Source organism: uncultured Paenibacillus sp., from assembly GCF_963515335.1.
GTDB lineage: Bacteria > Bacillota > Bacilli > Paenibacillales > Paenibacillaceae > Paenibacillus_I.
On sequence record NZ_CAUPYC010000068.1, the window covers coordinates 1 to 20710 of the forward strand.

General features: G+C 57.3%; 13 protein-coding genes and 1 pseudogene. 13 read left to right on the top strand and 1 reads right to left on the bottom strand.

Annotated features, from left to right (window positions below):
* Positions 1 to 14 precede the first annotated feature (14 nt).
* From RWM61_RS16930 to RWM61_RS16940, 3 genes are read left to right on the top strand one after another with little or no spacing between them, the layout of a single operon-like run.
* Positions 15 to 899, top strand: a complete 885-nt coding sequence (locus tag RWM61_RS16930) for a sugar ABC transporter permease (RefSeq protein ID WP_314002952.1) — start codon at positions 15 to 17, stop codon at positions 897 to 899.
* Positions 896 to 1720, top strand: a complete 825-nt coding sequence (locus RWM61_RS16935; RefSeq protein WP_314002954.1) for a carbohydrate ABC transporter permease — start codon at positions 896 to 898, stop codon at positions 1718 to 1720. The genes RWM61_RS16930 and RWM61_RS16935 overlap by 4 nt, the downstream gene beginning before the upstream one ends.
* A gap of 38 nt (positions 1721 to 1758) precedes the next feature.
* Positions 1759 to 2691, top strand: a complete 933-nt coding sequence (locus RWM61_RS16940) for a glycosyl hydrolase (RefSeq protein ID WP_314002956.1) — start codon at positions 1759 to 1761, stop codon at positions 2689 to 2691.
* Positions 2692 to 2836: 145 nt separating this feature from the next.
* On the opposite strand, the gene RWM61_RS16945 is transcribed toward RWM61_RS16940, so the two are convergent.
* Positions 2837 to 3310, bottom strand: a complete 474-nt coding sequence (locus tag RWM61_RS16945; protein ID WP_314002958.1) for a DUF3892 domain-containing protein — start codon at positions 3308 to 3310, stop codon at positions 2837 to 2839.
* A 463-nt stretch (positions 3311 to 3773) separates the two neighbouring features.
* Between RWM61_RS16945 and RWM61_RS16950 the strand changes: the two genes are divergently transcribed.
* The 10 genes and pseudogenes from RWM61_RS16950 to RWM61_RS16995 all read left to right on the top strand — a co-directional run.
* Positions 3774 to 7211, top strand: a complete 3438-nt coding sequence (locus RWM61_RS16950; protein ID WP_314002960.1) for an endo-1,4-beta-xylanase — start codon at positions 3774 to 3776, stop codon at positions 7209 to 7211.
* Between the two features lie 232 nt (positions 7212 to 7443).
* Complete coding sequence (locus RWM61_RS16955) at positions 7444 to 9018, top strand: response regulator transcription factor (RefSeq protein ID WP_314002962.1); 1575 nt, start codon at positions 7444 to 7446, stop codon at positions 9016 to 9018.
* Between the two features lie 20 nt (positions 9019 to 9038).
* Positions 9039 to 10799, top strand: a complete 1761-nt coding sequence (locus RWM61_RS16960; protein ID WP_314002964.1) for a sensor histidine kinase — start codon at positions 9039 to 9041, stop codon at positions 10797 to 10799.
* 119 nt (positions 10800 to 10918) lie between these two features.
* On the top strand, positions 10919 to 12619 hold the full coding sequence (locus tag RWM61_RS16965; RefSeq protein WP_314002966.1) for an ABC transporter substrate-binding protein: 1701 nt from the start codon (positions 10919 to 10921) through the stop codon (positions 12617 to 12619).
* A 107-nt stretch (positions 12620 to 12726) separates the two neighbouring features.
* Entirely contained in the window at positions 12727 to 13668 is a 942-nt protein-coding gene (locus RWM61_RS16970; protein WP_314002968.1) for an ABC transporter permease subunit, read from the top strand.
* A gap of 13 nt (positions 13669 to 13681) precedes the next feature.
* Complete coding sequence (locus RWM61_RS16975; RefSeq protein WP_314002970.1) at positions 13682 to 14629, top strand: carbohydrate ABC transporter permease; 948 nt, start codon at positions 13682 to 13684, stop codon at positions 14627 to 14629.
* 80 nt (positions 14630 to 14709) lie between these two features.
* On the top strand, positions 14710 to 15717 hold the full coding sequence (locus RWM61_RS16980; protein ID WP_314002972.1) for an endo-1,4-beta-xylanase: 1008 nt from the start codon (positions 14710 to 14712) through the stop codon (positions 15715 to 15717).
* A gap of 121 nt (positions 15718 to 15838) precedes the next feature.
* Positions 15839 to 17878 (top strand): alpha-glucuronidase family glycosyl hydrolase, encoded by a 2040-nt coding sequence (locus tag RWM61_RS16985; RefSeq protein WP_314002974.1) that lies wholly within the window; start codon positions 15839 to 15841, stop codon positions 17876 to 17878.
* Positions 17879 to 17962: 84 nt separating this feature from the next.
* Positions 17963 to 19123 (top strand): glycosyl hydrolase family 8, encoded by a 1161-nt coding sequence (locus RWM61_RS16990; protein ID WP_399538892.1) that lies wholly within the window; start codon positions 17963 to 17965, stop codon positions 19121 to 19123.
* Between the two features lie 46 nt (positions 19124 to 19169).
* A pseudogene (locus tag RWM61_RS16995) lies at positions 19170 to 20309 on the top strand (glycoside hydrolase family 52 protein); the annotation flags it as partial.
* Positions 20310 to 20710 lie beyond the last annotated feature (401 nt).

Genomic DNA, 20710 nt, shown 5'->3' on the forward strand with positions numbered 1-20710 from the left:
AAAGGAGGCAAAATATGGTGAGGTTCATGCGTCAGCTGCGGTATCAGCTCTTTTTGCTTCCGGTTCTGCTCGTTTATACCGTGTTTTCGATCTATCCGCTGCTGAAATCGGTCGTGTTAAGCTTCACCGATTTTGACGGGTACGTCCGGACGTATGATTTTGTGGGGCTTAAAAATTACAGCCGCATATTCGTCGACGATGCGATCTTGTCGGGATTGACTTTTACGCTCATTTTCGCATTTGCCAGCACGCTCTTGATTACGGTATTGGCGATACCGCTCGCCATTTTGCTGGATCAAAATTTCTGGACAAAAAACCTGCACAGGGCGATTTTTTTCTTCCCGTCAATCCCGAGCGGTTTATTGCTTGCTTATATATGGGGGTTTATTCTGGCTCCCATTTCCTCGGGCGTGTTGAACAAAACGCTGGATGTGTTGTTCGGGGCAGGACCGCAGCCATGGCTGTCCGATCCCATGCTTGCCAAGCTGTCGACCATCGTCGTCACGGCATGGGCGGCAACCGGCTGGCACGCGGTATTATACCTGGCTTTTCTGCAAGCGATCCCGAAGGATTATTACGAGGCTGCCGCCATTGACGGCGCAACCCGCCGGCAGCAAATCCGCCACATTACGTTTCCGCTCTTGGCGCCTGCCATGACCGTCAGCGTCATGCTGCTTCTGACCGGCGGCTTGAAGGTTTTCGAGATCCCGTTCGCGCTGACGCGCGGCGGTCCGGGCTTCGAGACGCACACCATCACGCAGGTTATTGTGCTGCGGGGGATTTCGGAAACCCAATACGGGCTTGCGTCGGCGATGTCCGTCGTCTTCTTCCTAATCGTGCTGGCCATCGCCTATTTTCAGATCAAACTGATGCAGAAGCGGGAGGAACGGTTCCAATGACAAATGCGGGCAAGCGCAATTGGCTGCTGGATGTGATCATGCTGCCCATCGGGCTCATCACCTTCTTTCCGTTCTATCTGATCGTGATCAATACCTTCAAGAGCATGAAAGAAACGGCCACAAGCCCGATGAGCCTGCCTAAGGACTGGGTGTTTACCAACTATGCCGCCGTATTCGAGGAAACCGGGCTGCTCCGCAGCTTCAGCAATAGTTTAATCATTACCGCGACATCCGTGCTGCTCATGGTGCTCATCGGCGCAATGGCCGCTTATCCGGTCGTGTTTAATCCGAACCGCATGAATAGGGCGATAACGGTTTACTTGCTGGCGGGGTTCATGATCCCGTTCCAAACGACATTGATTCCGCTTTTTCAGCTGATGACGGATTTCAAGCTGATCGACAGCCTTTACGGCTTGATCATTCTGTATATGGGCGGGGCGGTTTTCGTTTTTTTTCTGGTGATGGGTTATATGAAGACGATTCCGAAGGAGCTGGGGGAGGCCGCCATCATCGACGGCTGCGGAATCGGCGGGATTTTCTGGCGAATTATCCTGCCCCTGCTTAAACCGATCACGGTCACGAGCATCATTTTCCAGACGATGTGGATCTGGAATGATTTCCTCGCGCCGATGCTGTTTTTGAACTCGAAGAGCAATGCGACGCTCGTGCTTCAGGTCTATACGGCCAAAGGAGAGTTTTCCGTGAACTGGCCGATGTTCATGACGCTCACCGTCATCACGCTGGTTCCGATTTTCGTCTTTTTTATCGTGATGCAAAAGCAAATTGTGAAAGGGATCGTGGGCGGCGCCATTAAAGGTTAGCCGCTTGTCGGATCGCCTGACAGGAGGGATGGTTATTCATGGATGCTCCGTTATTTCGCGACCCGATCCACGACGGTGCGGCCGATCCCGTGCTTGTCTGGAATGAGGCCGCCCGGGAATGGTGGATGGTCTACACGAACCGCCGGGCATCTGCCGAAGGCCCGGGTTTTGCTTGGGTGCACGGCACCGATCTCGGCGTCGCCTCTTCTTCGGACGGAGGGCGAACCTGGCTTTATCGCGGGACGCTTCCCGGGCTTGATTTCGAATGGGGCCGAAATACGTTCTGGGCTCCGGAAATCATTCGGCATGAGGGCGTGTACCATATGTACGTCAGTTATATCAGGGGTGTGCCGCGCGACTGGCCGGGCCACAAGCGGGAGATTCTCCACTACACCAGCCCGGACTTGCTGCAATGGACGTTCGAGTCCAAGCTTGAACTGAGCTCTGACCGCGTCATCGACGCCTGTGTGCACCGCCTCTCGGACGGACGGTTCCGGATGTGGTACAAGGACGAAGCGAACGGTTCGTTCACCTACGCCGCGGATAGCGGCAACCTGTACGACTGGCGCGTCATCGGCCCGGTCATCACGGAACGGGCGCATGAGGGACCCAACGTCTTTCATTTCAAAGGCTGCTATTGGATGATCGTAGACGAATGGAGAGGGCAGGGGGTATACCGCTCCGACGATCTGGACCGTTGGGAGCGCAACGGACTTATTCTGGACCGCCCGGGGACAAGGCCGGACGACGGGAAGACCGGCCTGCACGCAGATGTTGTGGTGCAAGGCGACGACGCCTATATTTTTTACTTCACGCATCCGGAGCGCAACGAGGAAGAAGGGCAAATCGGGCGGCATCCCACCTATGCAACCCGCCGCTCTTCCATTCAGGTCGCCCGTCTTGACGTCGTGGACGGAAGGCTGGTGTGCGATCGGGATCAAGCGTTTGAACTGTCGCTCGCACCGGGGTGAATGGAGATCTTGGGATCGCTTGGAAAGCACTTCACTTCAAGGAGGCGTTCCTGTCGAGCGGGAATTGGAAAGGGAGCAGAAAAAGCAGCTTCGGCGCAAAGCCGGGCTGCTTTTCATTTTGCCGCTGTTAAGCCCGAACGTGCCGTTAAAATCGGGGCAGATTGAACAGGTTATTGCTCGGGTCGCCGTCGGGATAGGAGCGTAACGTCTTTTGGCCCTCGCGGTTCCGGCCTGTGTTGACATCCTCGATCAAGCCGGCCTCAGCCATGCCGATCGCTTGCGCAATGTCCGCAACGGAACCATCCTGAAAGCGGACGGCGCTGATTCCTCCGTCCTGATAGCGGACGGCGGCGATGATCGCTTTGTTCGGATCGATCGTGTGCGGCCCCGCCCCGTATTGGGTGCCGTCGCGCATGAACGTGCCGTATTGTACGGGCTGTCCGTTCGGGCCGTAGCCGGTGTAACCGCCCTGGAAGCCGACATTGCGCGCGTCCGCATTGTTGATGCCGGTATTGCGCCGGCCGTATGGCGCGTTCGGATCGCCGGACATGCCCGGAAGCGGCCGCTGTCCGTCTTGACCGCCCTGCATCATGCCGGACTGGGGAGCTCTGCTGCCCATGAATGGTGACGTTTGTCCCTGATAGCCTCCTGCACTGCCAAGGGTATTCGACGCATTCGAGGGATAGCCGGGAATCGGCTGGCCGTTCCACGCAAAGTTTCTGTTGTGCGTTGGCTCGAGACTGTTTTGATAGCCGGGCCGGGCACCGGACGGTGCGCTTCCGGACATGTTTTGCGTACTTTCGACAGATTGTCCTCGGCGTCTTCTCGGCATGGAAAATCATCTCGCTTTCTGCTGATATTTCCTATGTATTATCCCAAGCTACGCTGGTAATCATGCGCAGCTCTGCGTTTCTTCGGATAAGTATGTTAAATATGTACAGTACGTTCTATAGTTCCTCGGGTATTCCCGCTTCCCGGCAACCGTTATGATGGGGTGGAGGAAAGGGGGGACACGGCTGCCGCACTCATTTGAAAGCGTTTGCTTGACCACGAATTCACCAGTATGAAGGAGGAAGCAATCGATGAGGAAAACGATGAAGTCATTCGTAACGGCATTGCTTGCCGCTGCAATGATCATTCCGCAAGGATGGGGTATTCCGGCGGCCGAAGCCGCCGCGCCTGTGCCGGGGGAGCAGATCGCCTTCTATGATTTTGAAGACGGCACGCAGGGCTGGACTGGCAGGGGCGGAAGCGCGGTTTCCGTTACGACGGAGGATGTGTACGCGGGCGTCAATTCGCTGCTGTCGAGCGGTAGAACCGCAAGCTGGCACGGCCCGGGCAGGGATGTGTCAGCCTTGCTGCAGAAGGGCGCCAAGTATGAGATTTCCGCATTTGTGAAGCTTGCAGCCGGGCAGACAACGAGCGATATCAAGCTTTCGGCGAACCAGCCGGGCGGCGGGAATGCATACCCCCAAATCTCGAATCCCACAGCGGTGACGGACGCAGCCTGGGTGGAATTGAAAGGGAGCTACACGTATGATTCCGCGGCGACGGCGGCCGTTATCTATGCGGAAAGCCCTAACAATCCGACCGCCCGGTTCGTTATCGATAACGTCGAAATCATTCTGGTCGAGCCCGCAACGGATCCAGCCGTGGTGCAGCCATCCGAATTCGTATACGACTTTGAGGATAATACGGCGCAGGGCTGGGTGGGACGCGGCGGCACGGAGGTCGTGGAGCCGACCTCGGAAGCGGCGAACACCGGCCGGTACAGCTTGAAAACGACGAACCGGGCCCTGGAATGGCACGGCCCGAACGCAAACGTGACGAGCAAGATCGTGAAGCGCGTGGACTATGAAATATCCGCTTATTTCAAGTTTGTCGACACTCCTGCCACGCCGAGCTCCGTCAAGCTGTCCATGGAGGTGGACGTGAACGGCTCCAAATCGTGGACAACGATTGCTTCGGCCCCGATCGGAAATACCGAATGGGTTCAGTTGAAAGGCTTCTTCACGCTGAACGCGGACGCAACCGTATTGGGCTTGTACGTGGAAAGCGCCAAACCGTCGGACGCGTACTACATCGACGATGTGGTCATCCGGTCGGCGGCGCCGCCGGCCGCGGACCTGCCGATCCAGAAGGATATTCCGAAGCTGAGTGAGATGTATGCGAATTACTTCAAGGTGGGCGCTGCGGTGGAACCTTACCAGCTGAGCGGCAAGCACCGGGAATTGCTCGATTATCAGTACAGCGCGCTGGTCGCGGAGAACGCGATGAAGCCGGCGTACCTGGCGCCTGGTCCGGGCGATTACCAATGGGCGAATGCCGACCAGATCATCAATTACGCGAATGCGAGCGGCAAGTATTTCCGTTTTCACACGCTAGTCTGGCACTCGCAAGCGGCCGAGTGGATGTTCCAGGACGAGCAGGGCAATGACTTGACGCCTTCTCCCGAGAACAAACGGCTTGTGCTGCAGCGTCTGGAAAGCTACATTCGCACGGTCGTCGGCCGCTACAAAGACAAGGTCGACGCATGGGACGTCGTGAACGAGGTCATCGACGAAAGCCAGCCTAACGGTATGAGGAACAGCAGATGGTATCAGCTTACGGGTCTGGACTACATTCGGACGGCGTTCCGCGTCACGCGTGAGGTCGACCCGGACGGCAAGCTCTACATTAACGATTACAACACGGATAATCCGAAAAAGCGCGACTTCCTGTTCGATCTCGTTCAGCAGCTGAGATCCGAAGGCGTGCCGATCGAAGGCGTGGGCCACCAGACGCACATCAACATCGCGAACCCTTCGATTGCGCAAATTTCCGAGTCGATCCGCAAGTTCGGGGAAGCGGGGCTGGACAACCAGATTACCGAGCTCGACGTTTCCGTTTACACCGGCAGCAGCGAAGCTTATCAGGTCGTGCCGGAGGAGCTGCTTGTGAAGCAGGGCTACCGCTACAAGGAATTGTTCGAGGAGTTGAAACGTCTGGACCAAGAGGGCAACTATATCAGCGCGGTCATGTTTTGGGGTGTGGCGGACGACCGTTCCTGGCTTAACAACCGTCCGGTTACGAGGCAAGATGCGCCGCTGCCGTTCGACAAGCAACTGCAGGCGAAGCCCGCCTATTGGGGCATGGTGGATCCATCCAAGCTGCCGGTTACCGCCAAGACTGCCGAAACGTCCTATGGCAAGCCTGTTGTCGACGGCAAACCGGATCTCGTATGGAGCACAGCGCCTGCGCTTGAAACAGAGACGAAAGGCGGCCTGAAAGCGGCGTTCAAGACGCTTTGGGATGAAGGCAGCCTGTATGTATGGGCGGAGATCGATGACGCGGTGGTTTCGGCCCAGGACAAAATCGATGTTTTCGCCGGAGCAGGCGGATTGAACACCTCACGATCGATCGCCCGCTCGGGTGAGCCCGCAGCGAAAGGAGCGAGCCGCGCCGTAACGGAGGTCGAGGGCGGATATGTGCTCGAAGCAGCCATTCCGATGCCGTCACCGCTGTCGGTCGGCGGCAAAGCCGCATTCGACTTGCGCGTGACGGACGGGGATACGAACACGATAACGTCCTGGAGCGACATGCGCGGCAACCAGGAGAGCGACCCGGCCGGCCTCGGCGTTCTGACGTTGAACGAGGCAACCTATGCGGCCAAGTCGGTGTATGGGACGCCGATTATTGACGGCGAGCCGGATGCGGTCTGGACCAAAGCTCAGGAACGGTTCACGGAGCGTTGGGCCGAAGGCGCCGACGGGGCAAAGGCGAAGTTCCGCACGCTGTGGGATCAGGGCCGCTTGTACGTGTACGCGGAAATCGCGGATCCGTTATTGACGGACGCAAGCGCCAATGCGTGGGAGGAGGATTCGGTCGAAATTTTCCTGGATCAGAACAACGGCAAAACCGGCTTCTACCAGGGGGACGACGGGCAATACCGGATTAATTTCAACAACGTACAATCCTACGGGGGCCGTGCTTCGGCACAGAATCTGACGTCCGCGGTGAAAATCGTCGACGGCGGATATATCGTGGAGGCCGCGATCGCATTCGATGCGGTTCCGCCTGCCGAGAACGGCGTCATCGGCTTTGATCTCCAGGTGAACGACGATCGGGACGGCAACGGCTCGAGGGACAGCGTGGCGATGTGGAGCGACCCGACGGGTCAATCGTATACGAACACATCGAGACTTGGCGTACTGCAGCTTGTGCTCTCCGATCTGCCCGCACCGACGAACGTGTCGGCAAAAGCGCTCAACCACCAAGCCATTCGGGTAAACTGGTCGGATGTAGAGGACGCTTACGGTTATGATGTATACCGGGCGACTGGCAGGTCGGGGCCATTTGAGAAAGTGAACAAGAAACCGGTCAGGAGTTCCCGCTATGTCGATCATAAGTTGCAGGACGATACGACTTACTACTACAAGGTGACGGCTATCGATAAAAACGGGGAGTCGGCGGCTTCCGAGACCGTCTCGTCCACGACCGAAAAATCGAAAGGCAAAGGAAAGAAAAATAAAGAGGACTGATCATCAATCCAGAAGGGCGGCTCTCCGCGAGGCGCTCTTCTTTTCTTTTTCCACCGAAATCACTTTGCTAATTTCACCGTTCGCGAGTAGAATCAAATCTATGGATGACAAAGCCGAACTATAGTATACGAAGAAAAAACTATAGTTTTTACAGTTAAGCGCCTTCGGACTTGAAGTATACTTTGGTTACTCGTGAAAACGTTTACTTTTCTCATGCAAGGGGGTTTACGCAATGTTCAAGGTCGTATTGGTCGACGATGAGGTGTATGCCCGGCAAGGCTTGAGACAATTTACCGATTGGAACAAGTATGGATTCGATATTATAGCGGAAGCCGCGAACGGCGAAGAGGCGCTGCGGGTTATCGAGGAGACCAAGCCTGACTTGGTCGTCACCGATATCCGCATGCCGGTGCTGGATGGGCTGCAGCTCATCCAGGCGGTAAAGGAACGCAAACAGGCTGAGCCGTCCTTCGTCATCGTCAGCGGCTACGGCGATTTCAAATATGCGCAGCAGGCGGTTAAATTCGGCGTCAAGGATTTTATTCTGAAGCCGATCGACGAGGAAGAGATGGAGCAGACGCTCCAGGCGCTCAGCGAAACGATAACCGGCAGCAGGCAGCTCCGGGCGGAGCATGCGCGCTTGCTGAACCAGCCGGTTTTCGACAAATGGGTGACCGGCGCGCTCGAGACGGCTTTGGCGGCTGATATGGTGCGGGCGCTCGGATTAAAGGACGACGGGGAGCTGCGATATTTTGACGTGGAGCTTAACGATCTTCATTCGGTCCCTGACGATGCGCTGTCTCGCTGGAAGACGGATATCACCGGAGCGATCGCCGGCTTGGCGGGGCAAACGGAGGTCTATATCCATGAGCGGCAGCGGGGTATTTTCGGATTTGTCGCGGGGAGAGACAGCCTTCAGCTGCGCGAGAGCTCCTGGAAGCAGTTTGCCGGCTTGCTGCAGCAGCGGCTTCGCGGCGTTGTCGGCGAGAAAGCGAAGGTTATGCTGTACGGAGGAATGGCTGTGAAAGGTACCAAGCTGGTGCCCGAGTCGTACCGAACGGCCGGGGAAGCGATGGCCCACAAATATGCCGCTCCGGGCGATGCGCCGCTGCTGTTCGAGGAGTTGGAGGGGCGGCCGGTCCGGCATGCGGAGCTGGACGACGGCATATATGCGGGCTTGCTGGAATCGGTCGAGGAGCATGAGCCTGAGAAGGCGCGGCGCGCGATCGACGGCATTTTCGACCGGTTCCGGACGGAGCGGCACGCGCCGGATACGGTGGCAAGATCGCTCAGCCGGTTCGTCTTCAGTGTCGTGAGGATCGTGGAAAGCATGCAGGGTGATAAAAGCGAGCTGGCGGCGCTGGACCCGCTGCTGTCGCTCTCGCAGTCGCCCGTGACGCTTCAAGGTCTGAAAGCGGCTTTTATCCGGTTTATCGAAGAAAGTTCAGCCTATATCGCCGAAGTGCGCAAACAAAATGCGAAGGGCGGCATCCGGCAAATCAGGCAGTATATCGAGGCGCATTACGATCAGAACATGAGCCTGAAGAGCATTGCGGCAACCTTTTATATGAACCCGGTCTATTTGGGGCAGCTGTTCAAAAAAACCTACGGCGTATACTTCAACGAATTTTTGCTTCACACTCGGATTCGGGAAGCGAAGCGCCTGCTCCGCCAGACGCAGCTTCGCGTATACGAGATCGCGGATAAGGTGGGCTTCAGCAACGCGGACTATTTCGTGACCCAGTTCGAGAAGGTAGAGCACAAGACGCCCAGTGAATACCGCAACGCCTTATGCGCCAAAAAATAACGTCCGGTCGGTGGTCCTTCATGCGGAAGCCCAGTCTGAATAACGTCAAGCTGCGGGATAAAATGCTGCTCATCTACTTTCTGTGCGTGCTGCTCCCGATCGTGCTGACGAACGTCATTTTCTACAATGTTACGACCATAAATGTAAAAAACCAGAAGATGAAGGACTTTTCGCTGGCAGTTGAAAAGGCAAGGAACGAGCTTCGCGACCAAATCGATACGGCCCTCGGCATTTCCGCCGTATTGAATACCGACTACTTCCTGAATGAGAGTCTGGAGCGGTCGTATGCGACCGACGGCGAGTATGTCGATGCCTATCATTCCGACATCATCCGGACGCTGAACAAATACAGCCCCGTCTATCAATCGATCCGGCGGATCACGATATACACGGATAACCCGACCGTCATCAGCGGGGGATACGTCAACTCGATCACCCCGCAGATCGAAAGCGGCTCCTGGTTCCGGGCGATGGAGGAGAGCATCGATCCCGTTGTCGTCCGCACCGGCGAGAACGGCCTGAACGGTTATGAAACCAACTACAGCATCGTCCGCACGCTCAACTATCCCGGGAACCGGAACGTCTGGCGCAAAATCGTGAAGATCGACATCCATGCCGACGCGATCCGGCAGGTGTTCGGCACGATCGGGCTCGACGGCGACGTCTTCCTGATCGACGGAGAGAACACCGTGCAATATTCCAGCCGCGACGACATCGGTTGGTTGAAGCGTGAGGTAGCCTATTCGCCGGCATTCGTTGCGGACGATGCATTGCTCTTTGAGGAATCGTACCCGATCATGAATAACAATTCGGGCTCTTGGAAGATCGTGCTGGCGGTGTCCGAGGAAAAGGTGCTGGAGGAGGTCCGGAAATCGAGAGGGTTCGTCATCTATTTGGCGGCCGCCAATATTCTGGTGCCTTCGCTCATTATCATATGGGTCATCAATTCGATCAGCGCCCGGCTGGTCCGTCTGCTGCGGCATATGAAGAAGGTGAAGCACGGCGCGTTCGAGACGGTGGCGTACGGAGATCACCGCGACGAGATCGGGCAGCTTACGAGCGAGTTCAACCGGATGACCCTTCAGCTCGGCAAGCTGATCGACGACGTGTATGTGGCCGACATCCAGAAGAAGGACCTGGAGCTCAAGCGGAATCAGGCCCAGCTGCATGCGCTGCAAAGCCAGATCAACCCGCACTTCCTGTTCAACGCGCTTGCGGCGATCCGGACGCGCAGCATGATGAAGAACGAGGAAGAGACGGCGAAGATCATACACAATATGGCGAAAATCTTCCGGAAGTCGCTGCAATGGGGCAAGGATTGGGTCACCGTCCGGGAAGAGATGGATCTGGTGCTTTGTTTCCTGGAAATCCAGAAATACCGCTTCGGCGACAAGCTGGATTACCGGATTGAAGTGGACGAGTCCGCCTATGAATGCGCCATTCCGAAAATGATGCTCCAGCCGCTCGTCGAGAACGCCAGCATCCACGGCATTGAGCCGCTTGCGCGGGAAGGCTTGATCGAAATACGGATCGAACGGCGGCACGGCTCGCTTTTCTTCAGCGTGAAGGATAACGGCGTCGGCATGCAGCCGGAGGAAATGGCGCGCATCAACGGCTTGCTGGCCGACCGTGACGATATGGGCGACAACGTAGGCATCAAGAACATCTATTATCGCCTGCAAATGTACTATAAAGAGGAAGCCGATTTCGAAATGACCAGCACGCCGGGCAAAGGGACACTGGTTCGCATCCGGGTGCCGGAGCACGGCGGGAATGCATAGCGAAAGTAGTGAGATTTCAAAAGTAAAAGCTATAGTTTGGCGGGTAATCGGGAAACCGTTTTCATTTTATACTGAAAGTGCTTGCAAAACAAAGCGTTATGAAAGGGGATTGCTTCATCATGAAGAAATCATGGTTGCTTCTAGGCCTTGCTTTCGTCCTGCTGCTGTCGGCCTGCAGCGGCGGCAACAACGCGTCTGAGGCTCCGGCGTCCGATAACGGCGCCAATGCGGCGGCTTCGGACGGCAACGGAGAAAAACCGCTCGAGAAAGTGACGTTCACGTACTTCAACGCTGCGGCGGCCGCGAAAGACATCAACACCAATGAGACGAAAATCGGCAAGATCCTCGAGGATCAAACCGGCGTCAACTTCAAGATCGAGCACCTGGTCGGCGACCTGAACACGAAGATCGGCACGATGATCGCCTCCAACGAGTATCCGGACGTCATCATTCCGGATGCCGCGATCGACAAGATTCTGGATGCGGGCGCCTTTATCCCGCTGGACGATCTGATCGAGCAGTACGGACCGAACATCAAGCGCGTATACGGCCCTTACTTGAACCAAATGAAAGCGGCCGACGGCAAAACTTATTTTATTCCGTTCTCGAACGTCGTAGGGGAGTATCTTCCCGATCCTTCGATCAATCAGGGCGCATTCTGGGTGCAGCGCCGCGTATTGAAAGAAGCGGGTTATCCGAAAATCAAAACGCTTGATGAATATTTCAAGCTCTTGAAGGAATACAGGGATAAATATGCATCGGAAGATTTGACGGGCTTCGTGACGCTGACGAACGACTGGAGATTTTTCGCCACATCGAATCCGCCTATGCACCTGATGGGCTATCCGAACGACGGCAATGTCATAGTGGACATGAATACGTTCGAGGCGAAGGTGTATGCGGACAAGGAGCCTACCAAGCGCTGGCTGAAGAAGCTGAACGAAATCAACGCGCAAGGCCTGTTCGATAAAGCCTCCTTCGTCGACAACTATGACCAGTACCTGGCGAAGCTGACCTCCGGCAAGGTGCTCGGCTACTTCGACTACGGCTGGCAGACCGGCAACGCCACCAACAACCTGAAGGACGCGGCGGTCGCGGATCCCGCGAAGGACGACTACCGCTACTTCCCGCTGCCGGTCACATTCGACGGCCAGAAGGATCAATACCTGGACCCTCCGGGTTTCGTCAAGAACCGCGGCATCGGCATTACGGTAAGCGCCAAAGATCCGGTTCGCATCATCAAGTACTTCGACAACCTGCTGACGGACGAGAATCAGATTCTGACGCAATGGGGCATCAAAGGCGAGACCTATGAGGTGGACGAGAACGGCCGCATGTACCGCACGCCCGAGCAGGTCGCAAAGATCGACGAATCGTTCAGAGAAACGTTCGGCTTCAAATATTATGAATGGAACTGGCCGCGTTACGGCAACGGTTCCACCTTCCCGGACGGAAACTCCGTCGCTCCGGGCTATCAGCCGGAAGTATTCCAATTGGGGCTTACGGAAGGAGATAAGCTGATTCTCGGCAAATACGGCGTGAAGACGTACGCCGAGCTGTTCGCTCAGCCGGATGAGCGTCCCTGGTTCCCGGCATGGGGCATCCCGAAGGAGCAGGGCTCCCCGCAGCAAATCTGGGAAACGAAAAAAGACGAGCTTACGAAGAAGTACTTTCCGAAACTCGTGCTTGCGGCGCCGGCGGAATTCGAAAGCGTCTGGGCCGAGTATACGGGTGAGATGGGCAAGCTGGACACGAAGCAGTATGAGGAGTGGACGACCGCCGAAGTGAAGAAGCTGATCGACCTGGCGGGCGGTAAATAGCGGCAATGGGGGGAAGGCCGGAAGCAGCGGCTCGCTGTGAGCCCTGCGCCCGGCCTTCCGCTTTGCGGCATGAGGCTGGCGGGAATGTGTCGGAAGGAGAGATAAAGATGGAGACCGCACTACCGAAAACGACGTCGCCGAAGACGATCGCCGGGAAGCCGGCAGGCTTTTTCAGGAAACTGGTCAGACAGCGCGCCCTGATATTCATGTCTTTTCCATTTTTGATTTGGCTTTTCATCTTCAAGTATTTGCCGCTTTGGGGCTGGACGATCGCATTTCAGGATTTCAAGCCGGCCAAAGGCTTCACGGATCAGGAATGGATCGGTTTCGATCAATTTGCTTTTCTGTTTCAGGACGAACGGTTTCTGCAGGTATTGCGCAACACGCTTGCCATGAGCTTCATCAATCTCGTGCTGGGCTTCGCGACCGCCATTACGCTCGCTATTCTGTTGAACGAAGTGCGGCATATGTTCTTCAAACGTTTCGTTCAAACGGTCAGCTATCTGCCCCACTTTATTTCGTGGGTGGTAGCGGCAAGCATCGTGCAAACGACGCTGGCGCCGGACGGGATCGTCAATCAATTGCTCGGCAAAGACATTCTTTTCCTGGGCGTGGGCGAATATTTCTGGGGCCTGTTCGGCGCCGCTTCCGTGTGGAAGGACGTCGGCTGGAACACGATCGTATATCTGGCGGCCATGACGATGATCGATCCGGCCCAATATGAGGCTGCCGAAATCGACGGAGCGAACCGGTTCCAACGAATCTGGTATGTCACGCTGCCCGGCATCAAGCCGGTCATTATCGTACTGCTCATTATGCAAATCGGCTACCTGCTGGAGGCTGGCTTCGAACCGCAGTACCTGCTCGGCAACGGCATGAACGTCGACTATTCCGAAGTGATCGATATCTTCGTTCTCAAATACGGCATCGCGCAAGGCAATTTCTCGCTCTCCATCGCGGCGGGCATGTTCAAGACCGTCGTCAGCTTCATCCTGCTGTTCGGCGCGAACCATATCGCGAAGCGAATGGGCGAGTCCAGACTGTTCTAAGGAGGGATCGGCAATGGCGAACGCCGCTGCGCCGGCAAGGTCGAAGTCGAAGAAATACGGCAGATTTTCGTCGCTCGAGGACCGGATTTTCGACACCTGCAACTACATCTTTCTGCTCCTGCTCGTCGTCGTCACCTTGTATCCGTTCCTCAACACGCTGGCGATTTCGCTCAATCAAGCGAGCGATACGGTCCGCGGAGGCATTTATTTGCTGCCGAGGATATTCACCTGGGACAACTACGCGTACGTATTCCGCGAAGCAAGCGTGCTGCAAGCCACGATGATCTCCGTGCTGCGCAGCGTCATCGGCACGGCCGTCACCGTCTTCTGCTCGGCGATGGTCGCTTACACGATCAGCCGCCAGGATTTCGTGCTTCGCAAATTCGTGACGCTCGCGTTCATTCTGACGATGTATTTCAGCGGCGGATTGATTCCGAACTTCCTGCTGATCCGCGAGCTCGGCATGCTCGGTTCGTTCGAGGTGTACATTATTCCGGGCATCATCGGCGTGTTCAACCTGATCATTATCCGCTCGTTCATCGACGGGCTGCCGGAAAGCATCATCGAGTCCGCGCGCATCGACGGCGCCGGCGACTTCACGACCTTCATGCGAATCGTGCTGCCGCTCTGCGTTCCGGTGCTGGCGACGGTGGCGCTCTTTACGGCCGTTTACCAGTGGAACTCCTGGTTCGATGTGTTCCTGTACAATTCGTCCTATCCCGAGCTCAGCACCCTGCAGTATGAGCTGCAGAAAATTTTGCAGAACTCCAACGCCTCGCTATCCGCGAAATCGGCGGGCGATGCGTTCGCGAATGCGGACAGCACCGCGGCGAACGCCGTCACACCGATGGCCGTGCGCGCCACGATGACGATCGTGGCCAGCGTGCCGATCATCATGGTGTATCCGTTCCTGCAGAAATATTTCGTCAAGGGCATGATGGTCGGCGGCGTGAAGGGGTAACGGGCAGCGGGGAGCTTTCCGGCCGGAAAGCTCTTGTTTGCGGCACGCGGTTTCAATCATACTCCAGGGAGGAATCAAATATGGAAGCTTCCAATAACCGCGACATTCCGAAGCTGCGCGAGGTATTCGGCCGCTCGTTCGATATCGGGGCGGCCGTCAATCCGCGCACAATCCGCTCGCAGCGCGAGCTGCTGGCCTACCATTTCAACAGCCTGACGCCGGAAAACGAGATGAAATTCGAGAGCCTGCATCCCGCGGAGGATAGATATACGTTCGAGCAGGCGGATGAAATCGCCGACTTCGCCGCTTCCAACGGGAAGAAGCTTCGCGGCCACACGCTGGTGTGGCATAACCAGACGACGGACTGGCTGTTTCAGGACGGCAAGGGCGGAACGGTCGACGCCGAAACGCTTCTGGCCCGGATGAAATCGCACATCCACACCGTCATGAAGCGGTATAAAGACCGCATATACGCTTGGGATGTCGTGAACGAAGTCATCGCGGACGAGGGGCCCGAGCTGCTGCGCCGGTCGAAATGGCTTGACATCGCGGGCGAAGGGTTCATCGCGAAGGCGTTCGAGTACGCGCATGAGGCCGACCCGAACGCGGAGCTGTACTACAACGATTACAACGAGAGCCATTCCGCCAAGCGGGAGAAAATTTACACGCTGGTCAAAGGTCTGATCGACCGCGATGTGCCGATCCATGGAGTAGGGCTGCAAGCGCATTGGAATATCCACCAACCGGGCCTTGACGAGATCCGCGCCGCGATCGAGCGGTATGCGTCGCTCGGGCTGCAGCTGCAAATTACGGAATTGGACGTTTCGGTGTTCGATCACGAAGACCGCCGAACCGATTTGACCGAACCGTCGGAGCGGATGAAGGATCTGCTGGCGGAGCGATACGGCCGGTTCTTCGAGCTGTTCCGCGAATACAGGCAGCATGTTGCGGCGGTGACGTTCTGGGGCGCGGCCGACGATTATACGTGGCTCGACGATTTCCCGGTGAAGGGCCGCAAAAATTGGCCGCTGCTGTTCGATGAGCGGCACCGGCCGAAGGAAGCGTTCTGGCGCGTCGTGAACGGATAGCGTCAGCGGGAAGAAAACGGAACATAGCCGAGATCATAGATGGATCTAGGACGGATCATGGACAACGGACGGAATATAGACGGAATCCTGGACGGGACAGAGAAGAGAGGGAGAAACGGGGATGCGCAATCGGGCATATGACGGTTGGCTTCAATACGCGCCGGTCAAGGATAGCGGGCGGGCGGACGAATACCGCTCCTGGTGCGGACGTATCGTCGCTGCCGAACAAGGCGGCGTGTTGGATACGGCGAAGGAAGAGCTGGCCGCCGGCATCGGGCGGATGCTCGGCAAGCGGCCGGCGCTCGGAGACAAGCTTGCGGCGTCTCCGGCGAGACAGATCGTCATCGGAACGGCGGCAAGCTGGCAGTTGACCCCTGCCGAACGCTATGCCGCGGGCCGATTGCCGGAGGAAGGATACCTCATTCGGACGGAAACGGATGCGCCCAATTACGGCGAACGGCTTGTTATTGCCGGCCGTACCGGGCGCGGCGTGCTGTACGGCTGCTTTCACCTGTTACGTTTGCTCGTTTCAGGGGAGCCGCTCGGCGCGCTCGATATCGTCGAGTCGCCGAAGTATGGCTTGCGAATGATTAACCATTGGGACAACATGGACGGCTCGATCGAGCGCGGTTACGCGGGGCGGTCGATCTTTTTCGACGGCAACCGATTCGTGGAAGACCGCGGCAGAATCGTCGATTATGCGCGCTTGCTGGCCTCCGTCGGCATCAACGGCTTGACGATCAACAACGTCAACGTGCACGAGGTCGAATCCCGTCTGATCGACGACATGTTCTTGCGCGACGTGGCGGACGTGGCGAACATTTTTCGCGCCTACGGCATTCGGCTGTACCTGAGCGCCAATTACGCGGCGCCGATTACGATCGGCGGCTTGACGACCGCCGATCCGCTCGACCCGTCCGTCGGCGCATGGTGGAAAGCCGCCGTGGCGAACGTTTACAGGCATGTGCCGGATTTCGGCGGCTTCGTCGTCAAGGCGGACTCGGAGGGACGGCCCGGTCCGTTCACGTACGGACGCGACCACGCCGACGGCGCGAACATGCTGGCGGAGGCGCTCGCTCCTTACGGCGGCGCCGTCATCTGGCGCTGCTTCGTATACGACTGCCGGCAGGACTGGCGCGACCGGAAGACGGACCGCGCTCGCGCGGCATACGATCATTTCAAGCCACTCGACGGCCGCTTCCGCGACAACGTCATCCTGCAGATCAAGAACGGCCCGATGGACTTCCAGGTGCGGGAGCCGGTGTCGCCGCTGTTCGGCTCCATGGAACGGACGAATCACATGGTGGAGTTTCAGATCTCGCAGGAATATACCGGCCAGCAGCGGCATTTGTGCTACCTGGTGCCGCAGTGGAAGGAAACGCTCGACTTCGACACGCACGCCAAGGGGGAAGGAACGCCCGTCAAATCGCTTGTCGCGGGCGTCGCGGCCGTATCCAACATCGGCGACGACGCCAACTGGACCGGTCATCTGCTGGCGCAAGCGAACCTGTACGGCTTCGGCAGGCTGATCTGGAATCCGGAGCTGACGGCGGAGGTTATTGCCTGCGAATGGGTTCGCCTGACTTTCGGCGTGCAGCCCCAGGTCACCGTGTCGGTCGCGGACATGCTGATGCGTTCCCGGCGCGTCTATGAGAATTACACCGCGCCGCTCGGCGTCGGCTGGATGGTCAATCCCGGCCATCATTACGGTCCGAACGTGGACGGCTACGAATATTCGATGTGGGGCACGTACCATTACGCGGACTGCAGCGGGATCGGGGTCGACCGCACGAAGGCGACGGGAACGGCGTACTCGCAGCAATATTGTGAGCCGAACGCCTCGATGTACGACTCCCTGGAGACGTGCCCGGACGAGCTGCTGCTTTTCTTCCATCACGTTCCGTACACGCATCGGCTCCATTCCGGGGAAACGGTCATTCAGCATATTTACAACACGCACTTCGACGGCGCGGAGCAGGCCGAAGGACTGGTCGCGGAATGGCAGTCGCTGGAGGGGTTCATCGACGACTCGCGGTTCGCGGAGGTGCTCGAACGGCTCAGGGAGCAGGCCGCCCACGCGAAGGAATGGCGCGACCTCGTCAACACGTACTTCCTGCGTAAATCCGGCATCCCGGACGAGCGGGGGCGGACGATCTTTTAATCGGGTTAAACCGATCATTTTTCAATATATAGCGATAGCGGCCAAATCTATATCACGGACACGAGACATTGGGAGGCGGAACGGATGACCGGTGGAATTGCGGCAATGACCGGCAAGTTGGGCGCTTTTTATACGGGGCAATACCGTAATGTGTTTCTGGAATGCGGTTACTCGGAAGCGGAAATCGAGGCAAGAATCCGGCAGACGTGGCATGCGCTGTTCGAAGGCGATGAAGATACGAGAATCTATTACGAGGCGGCCGGCGACAAAGCCTACTTCCTCGATACCGGCAACCTGGATGTGCGAACCGAGGGGATGTCCTACGGCATGATGATGGCGGTGCAGATGGACCGCAAGGACGTGTTCGACCGTTTGTGGAAATGGACGATGGACCATATGTACATGACGGACGGCCCGCATGCGGGATATTTCGCCTGGTCGTGCAGCCCGGACGGCACGCGCAACGCGAACGGTCCGGCGCCGGACGGCGAGGAGTTTTTTGCGATGGCGCTGCTGTTCGCCTCCCACCGCTGGGAAGAGGGGTCGCCGCCGTTCGATTACGGCAAGCAGGCCCGCGATTTGCTGCGGACGTGCATTCATAAGGGAGAGAACGGCGACGGCTTTCCGATGTGGAACCCGGACAACAAGCTGATCAAGTTCATCCCGGACTGCGAGTATTCCGACCCTTCCTACCATCTGCCGCATTTCTACGAGCTGTTTGCCCTATATGCGTATACAGAGGATCGCGCGTACTGGAAGCAGGCGGCGGCCGCCAGCCGGGCGTATTTGAAAATAAGCTGCCATCCGGTTACCGGTCTGGCGCCGGAATATGCCCACTATGACGGGACGCCGAATCATGACCGGGGCTACGGCCACTTTTTCAGCGATTCGTACCGGGTGGCGGGCAATGTCGGCCTGGACTGGGAGTGGTTCCGGGGGGATGCGTGGGAAGTGGAGGAAGCGAACAGGCTGCAGGCTTTTTTCGCGGACAAAAGGCCTGACGACTACCGCCGCTATACGATCGCGGGCGAGCCGTTCGAGGAGAAATCGCTGCATCCGGTCGGCCTGATCGCGACGAACGCCATGGCCTCGCTGGCCGCGGACGGCCCGCATGCGCGGGCGAATGCGGAGCTGCTATGGCATACGCCGGTCCGCACCGGCGAGCGCCGGTATTACGACAACTGCCTGTACATGTTCGCCATGCTGGCCCTGAGCGGGAAATACCGGATCTGGCTTCCTGAATGATTCATCGGATTTCATAAGATATAGTCAAATGGAGGAGGACTTTCCGATGTCCCGAAATCAATTTTTTAACGCCCACCATTCGCCGATCGGCGCCTTTGCCAGCTTCACGCTCGGATTTCCCGGCAACGGCGGCGGCCTGGATCTCGAGCTTGGACGTCCGCCGCGGCAGAACGTGTTTATCGGCCTCGAATCGGCGGAGCGGGAAGGGATTTACGATACATTGCCTTTCTATCAGGTTGTCGATGATGAGAGCAAGCGGTATGATATAGAAAATCCAGATCCGGACCCAAATAAGCCCCGGATGCTGTTTCCGTTCGACAAGGAGGCGATCCGGCGCGAGTTTCGTTTGTCCACGGACACATGGACGGCGGGAGACCTGACGTTCACCATCTATTCGCCGGTTCAATCCGTGCCCGATCCGCAAACCGCGTCGGAAGCGGAGCTGAAGCTGGCGCTCGTGCCTGCCGTGCTGGCGGAGCTGACGGTCGACAATACGGGCGGCGGCCGCTCACGAAGGGCCTTTTTCGGCTATCAGGGCGGTGATCCTTACAGCTCGATGCGCCGGCTGGACGATACGTGCGACGGCTTGAGGGGCGTCGGACAGGGCCGGTTGACCGCGATCGTCTCGGACGATCCCGACGTGCAATCGGCCATGCACTTCAGCATGGAGAACATACTGACGACGGCGCTGAAGGAGAACTGGACGTTCGGTCTCGGTCCCGTGGGTTCGCTCGTTGCGGAGGTGCCCGCGGGTGAAAAGCGTACGTACCGCTTCGCCGTCTGCTTCCATCGCTCCGGGCTCGTGACGGCGGGTATGGACGCTTCCTACTACTACACGCGGTATTTCAGCAATATCGAGGAGGTGGCCGCGTTCGCGCTGGACAACTTCGACGAGCTCGTTCGCCGTGCCGATGAGTCCGACCGCATGGTCGATGAGACGGAGCTGTCCGACGATCAGAAATTCATGCTGGCCCACGCCACCCGCAGCTACTACGGCTGCACCCAGCTGCTTGATGCCGGCGGCGAACCTTTCTGGGTCGTCAACGAGGGCGAGTACCGGATGATGAACACGTTCGATCTCACCGTCGATCAGTTGTTTTTCGAGCTGAAAATGAATCCGTGGACCGTGCGCAACGAGCTCGATATGTTCGTGAAGCGGTACAGCTACGAAGACACGGTTCGTTTCAGATGTGCAAATATCGCTTCCTGAAACCTCGGAGAGATCGCTTTTCCTTCCCGGCATTCCCTCAAGACGATTTGACGCATAATCTCTTGAACCTCTTCTTCAATTCGTATCCCGAGCTCGAAAGACATCTGGAGGCAGAGGAGGGGCTCGTCGAAAGTTATGGTCCATGGCACTTTTATTGGTCACTTCGATATTTTCCTCTTGAAGACGAGCGAATCACGAAGCGTCTGGCTGAACTTCAAGGAGACCTTTCTGACCACGTACGGGATGAAGATACTACCGCATGTGAGGCCCCTCAAGCTCGAAGCGGCCGACGCAGCTGTATCGCTTTGTGGAGAAGCCGATCTTTAAACATGAATTCGGAATGTGGATAACTCAAACCTGTGGATAAGTCTTGCTTA

Coding starts and splice junctions, on each gene's coding strand:
- RWM61_RS16930 (WP_314002952.1), top strand. CDS start 15: ATGGTGAGGTTCATGCGTCAGCTGCGGTATCAGCTCTTTTTGCTTCCG.
- RWM61_RS16935 (WP_314002954.1), top strand. CDS start 896: ATGACAAATGCGGGCAAGCGCAATTGGCTGCTGGATGTGATCATGCTG.
- RWM61_RS16940 (WP_314002956.1), top strand. CDS start 1,759: ATGGATGCTCCGTTATTTCGCGACCCGATCCACGACGGTGCGGCCGAT.
- RWM61_RS16945 (WP_314002958.1), bottom strand. CDS start 3,310: ATGGGCAGCAGAGCTCCCCAGTCCGGCATGATGCAGGGCGGTCAAGAC.
- RWM61_RS16950 (WP_314002960.1), top strand. CDS start 3,774: ATGAGGAAAACGATGAAGTCATTCGTAACGGCATTGCTTGCCGCTGCA.
- RWM61_RS16955 (WP_314002962.1), top strand. CDS start 7,444: ATGTTCAAGGTCGTATTGGTCGACGATGAGGTGTATGCCCGGCAAGGC.
- RWM61_RS16960 (WP_314002964.1), top strand. CDS start 9,039: ATGCGGAAGCCCAGTCTGAATAACGTCAAGCTGCGGGATAAAATGCTG.
- RWM61_RS16965 (WP_314002966.1), top strand. CDS start 10,919: ATGAAGAAATCATGGTTGCTTCTAGGCCTTGCTTTCGTCCTGCTGCTG.
- RWM61_RS16970 (WP_314002968.1), top strand. CDS start 12,727: ATGGAGACCGCACTACCGAAAACGACGTCGCCGAAGACGATCGCCGGG.
- RWM61_RS16975 (WP_314002970.1), top strand. CDS start 13,682: ATGGCGAACGCCGCTGCGCCGGCAAGGTCGAAGTCGAAGAAATACGGC.
- RWM61_RS16980 (WP_314002972.1), top strand. CDS start 14,710: ATGGAAGCTTCCAATAACCGCGACATTCCGAAGCTGCGCGAGGTATTC.
- RWM61_RS16985 (WP_314002974.1), top strand. CDS start 15,839: ATGCGCAATCGGGCATATGACGGTTGGCTTCAATACGCGCCGGTCAAG.
- RWM61_RS16990 (WP_399538892.1), top strand. CDS start 17,963: ATGACCGGTGGAATTGCGGCAATGACCGGCAAGTTGGGCGCTTTTTAT.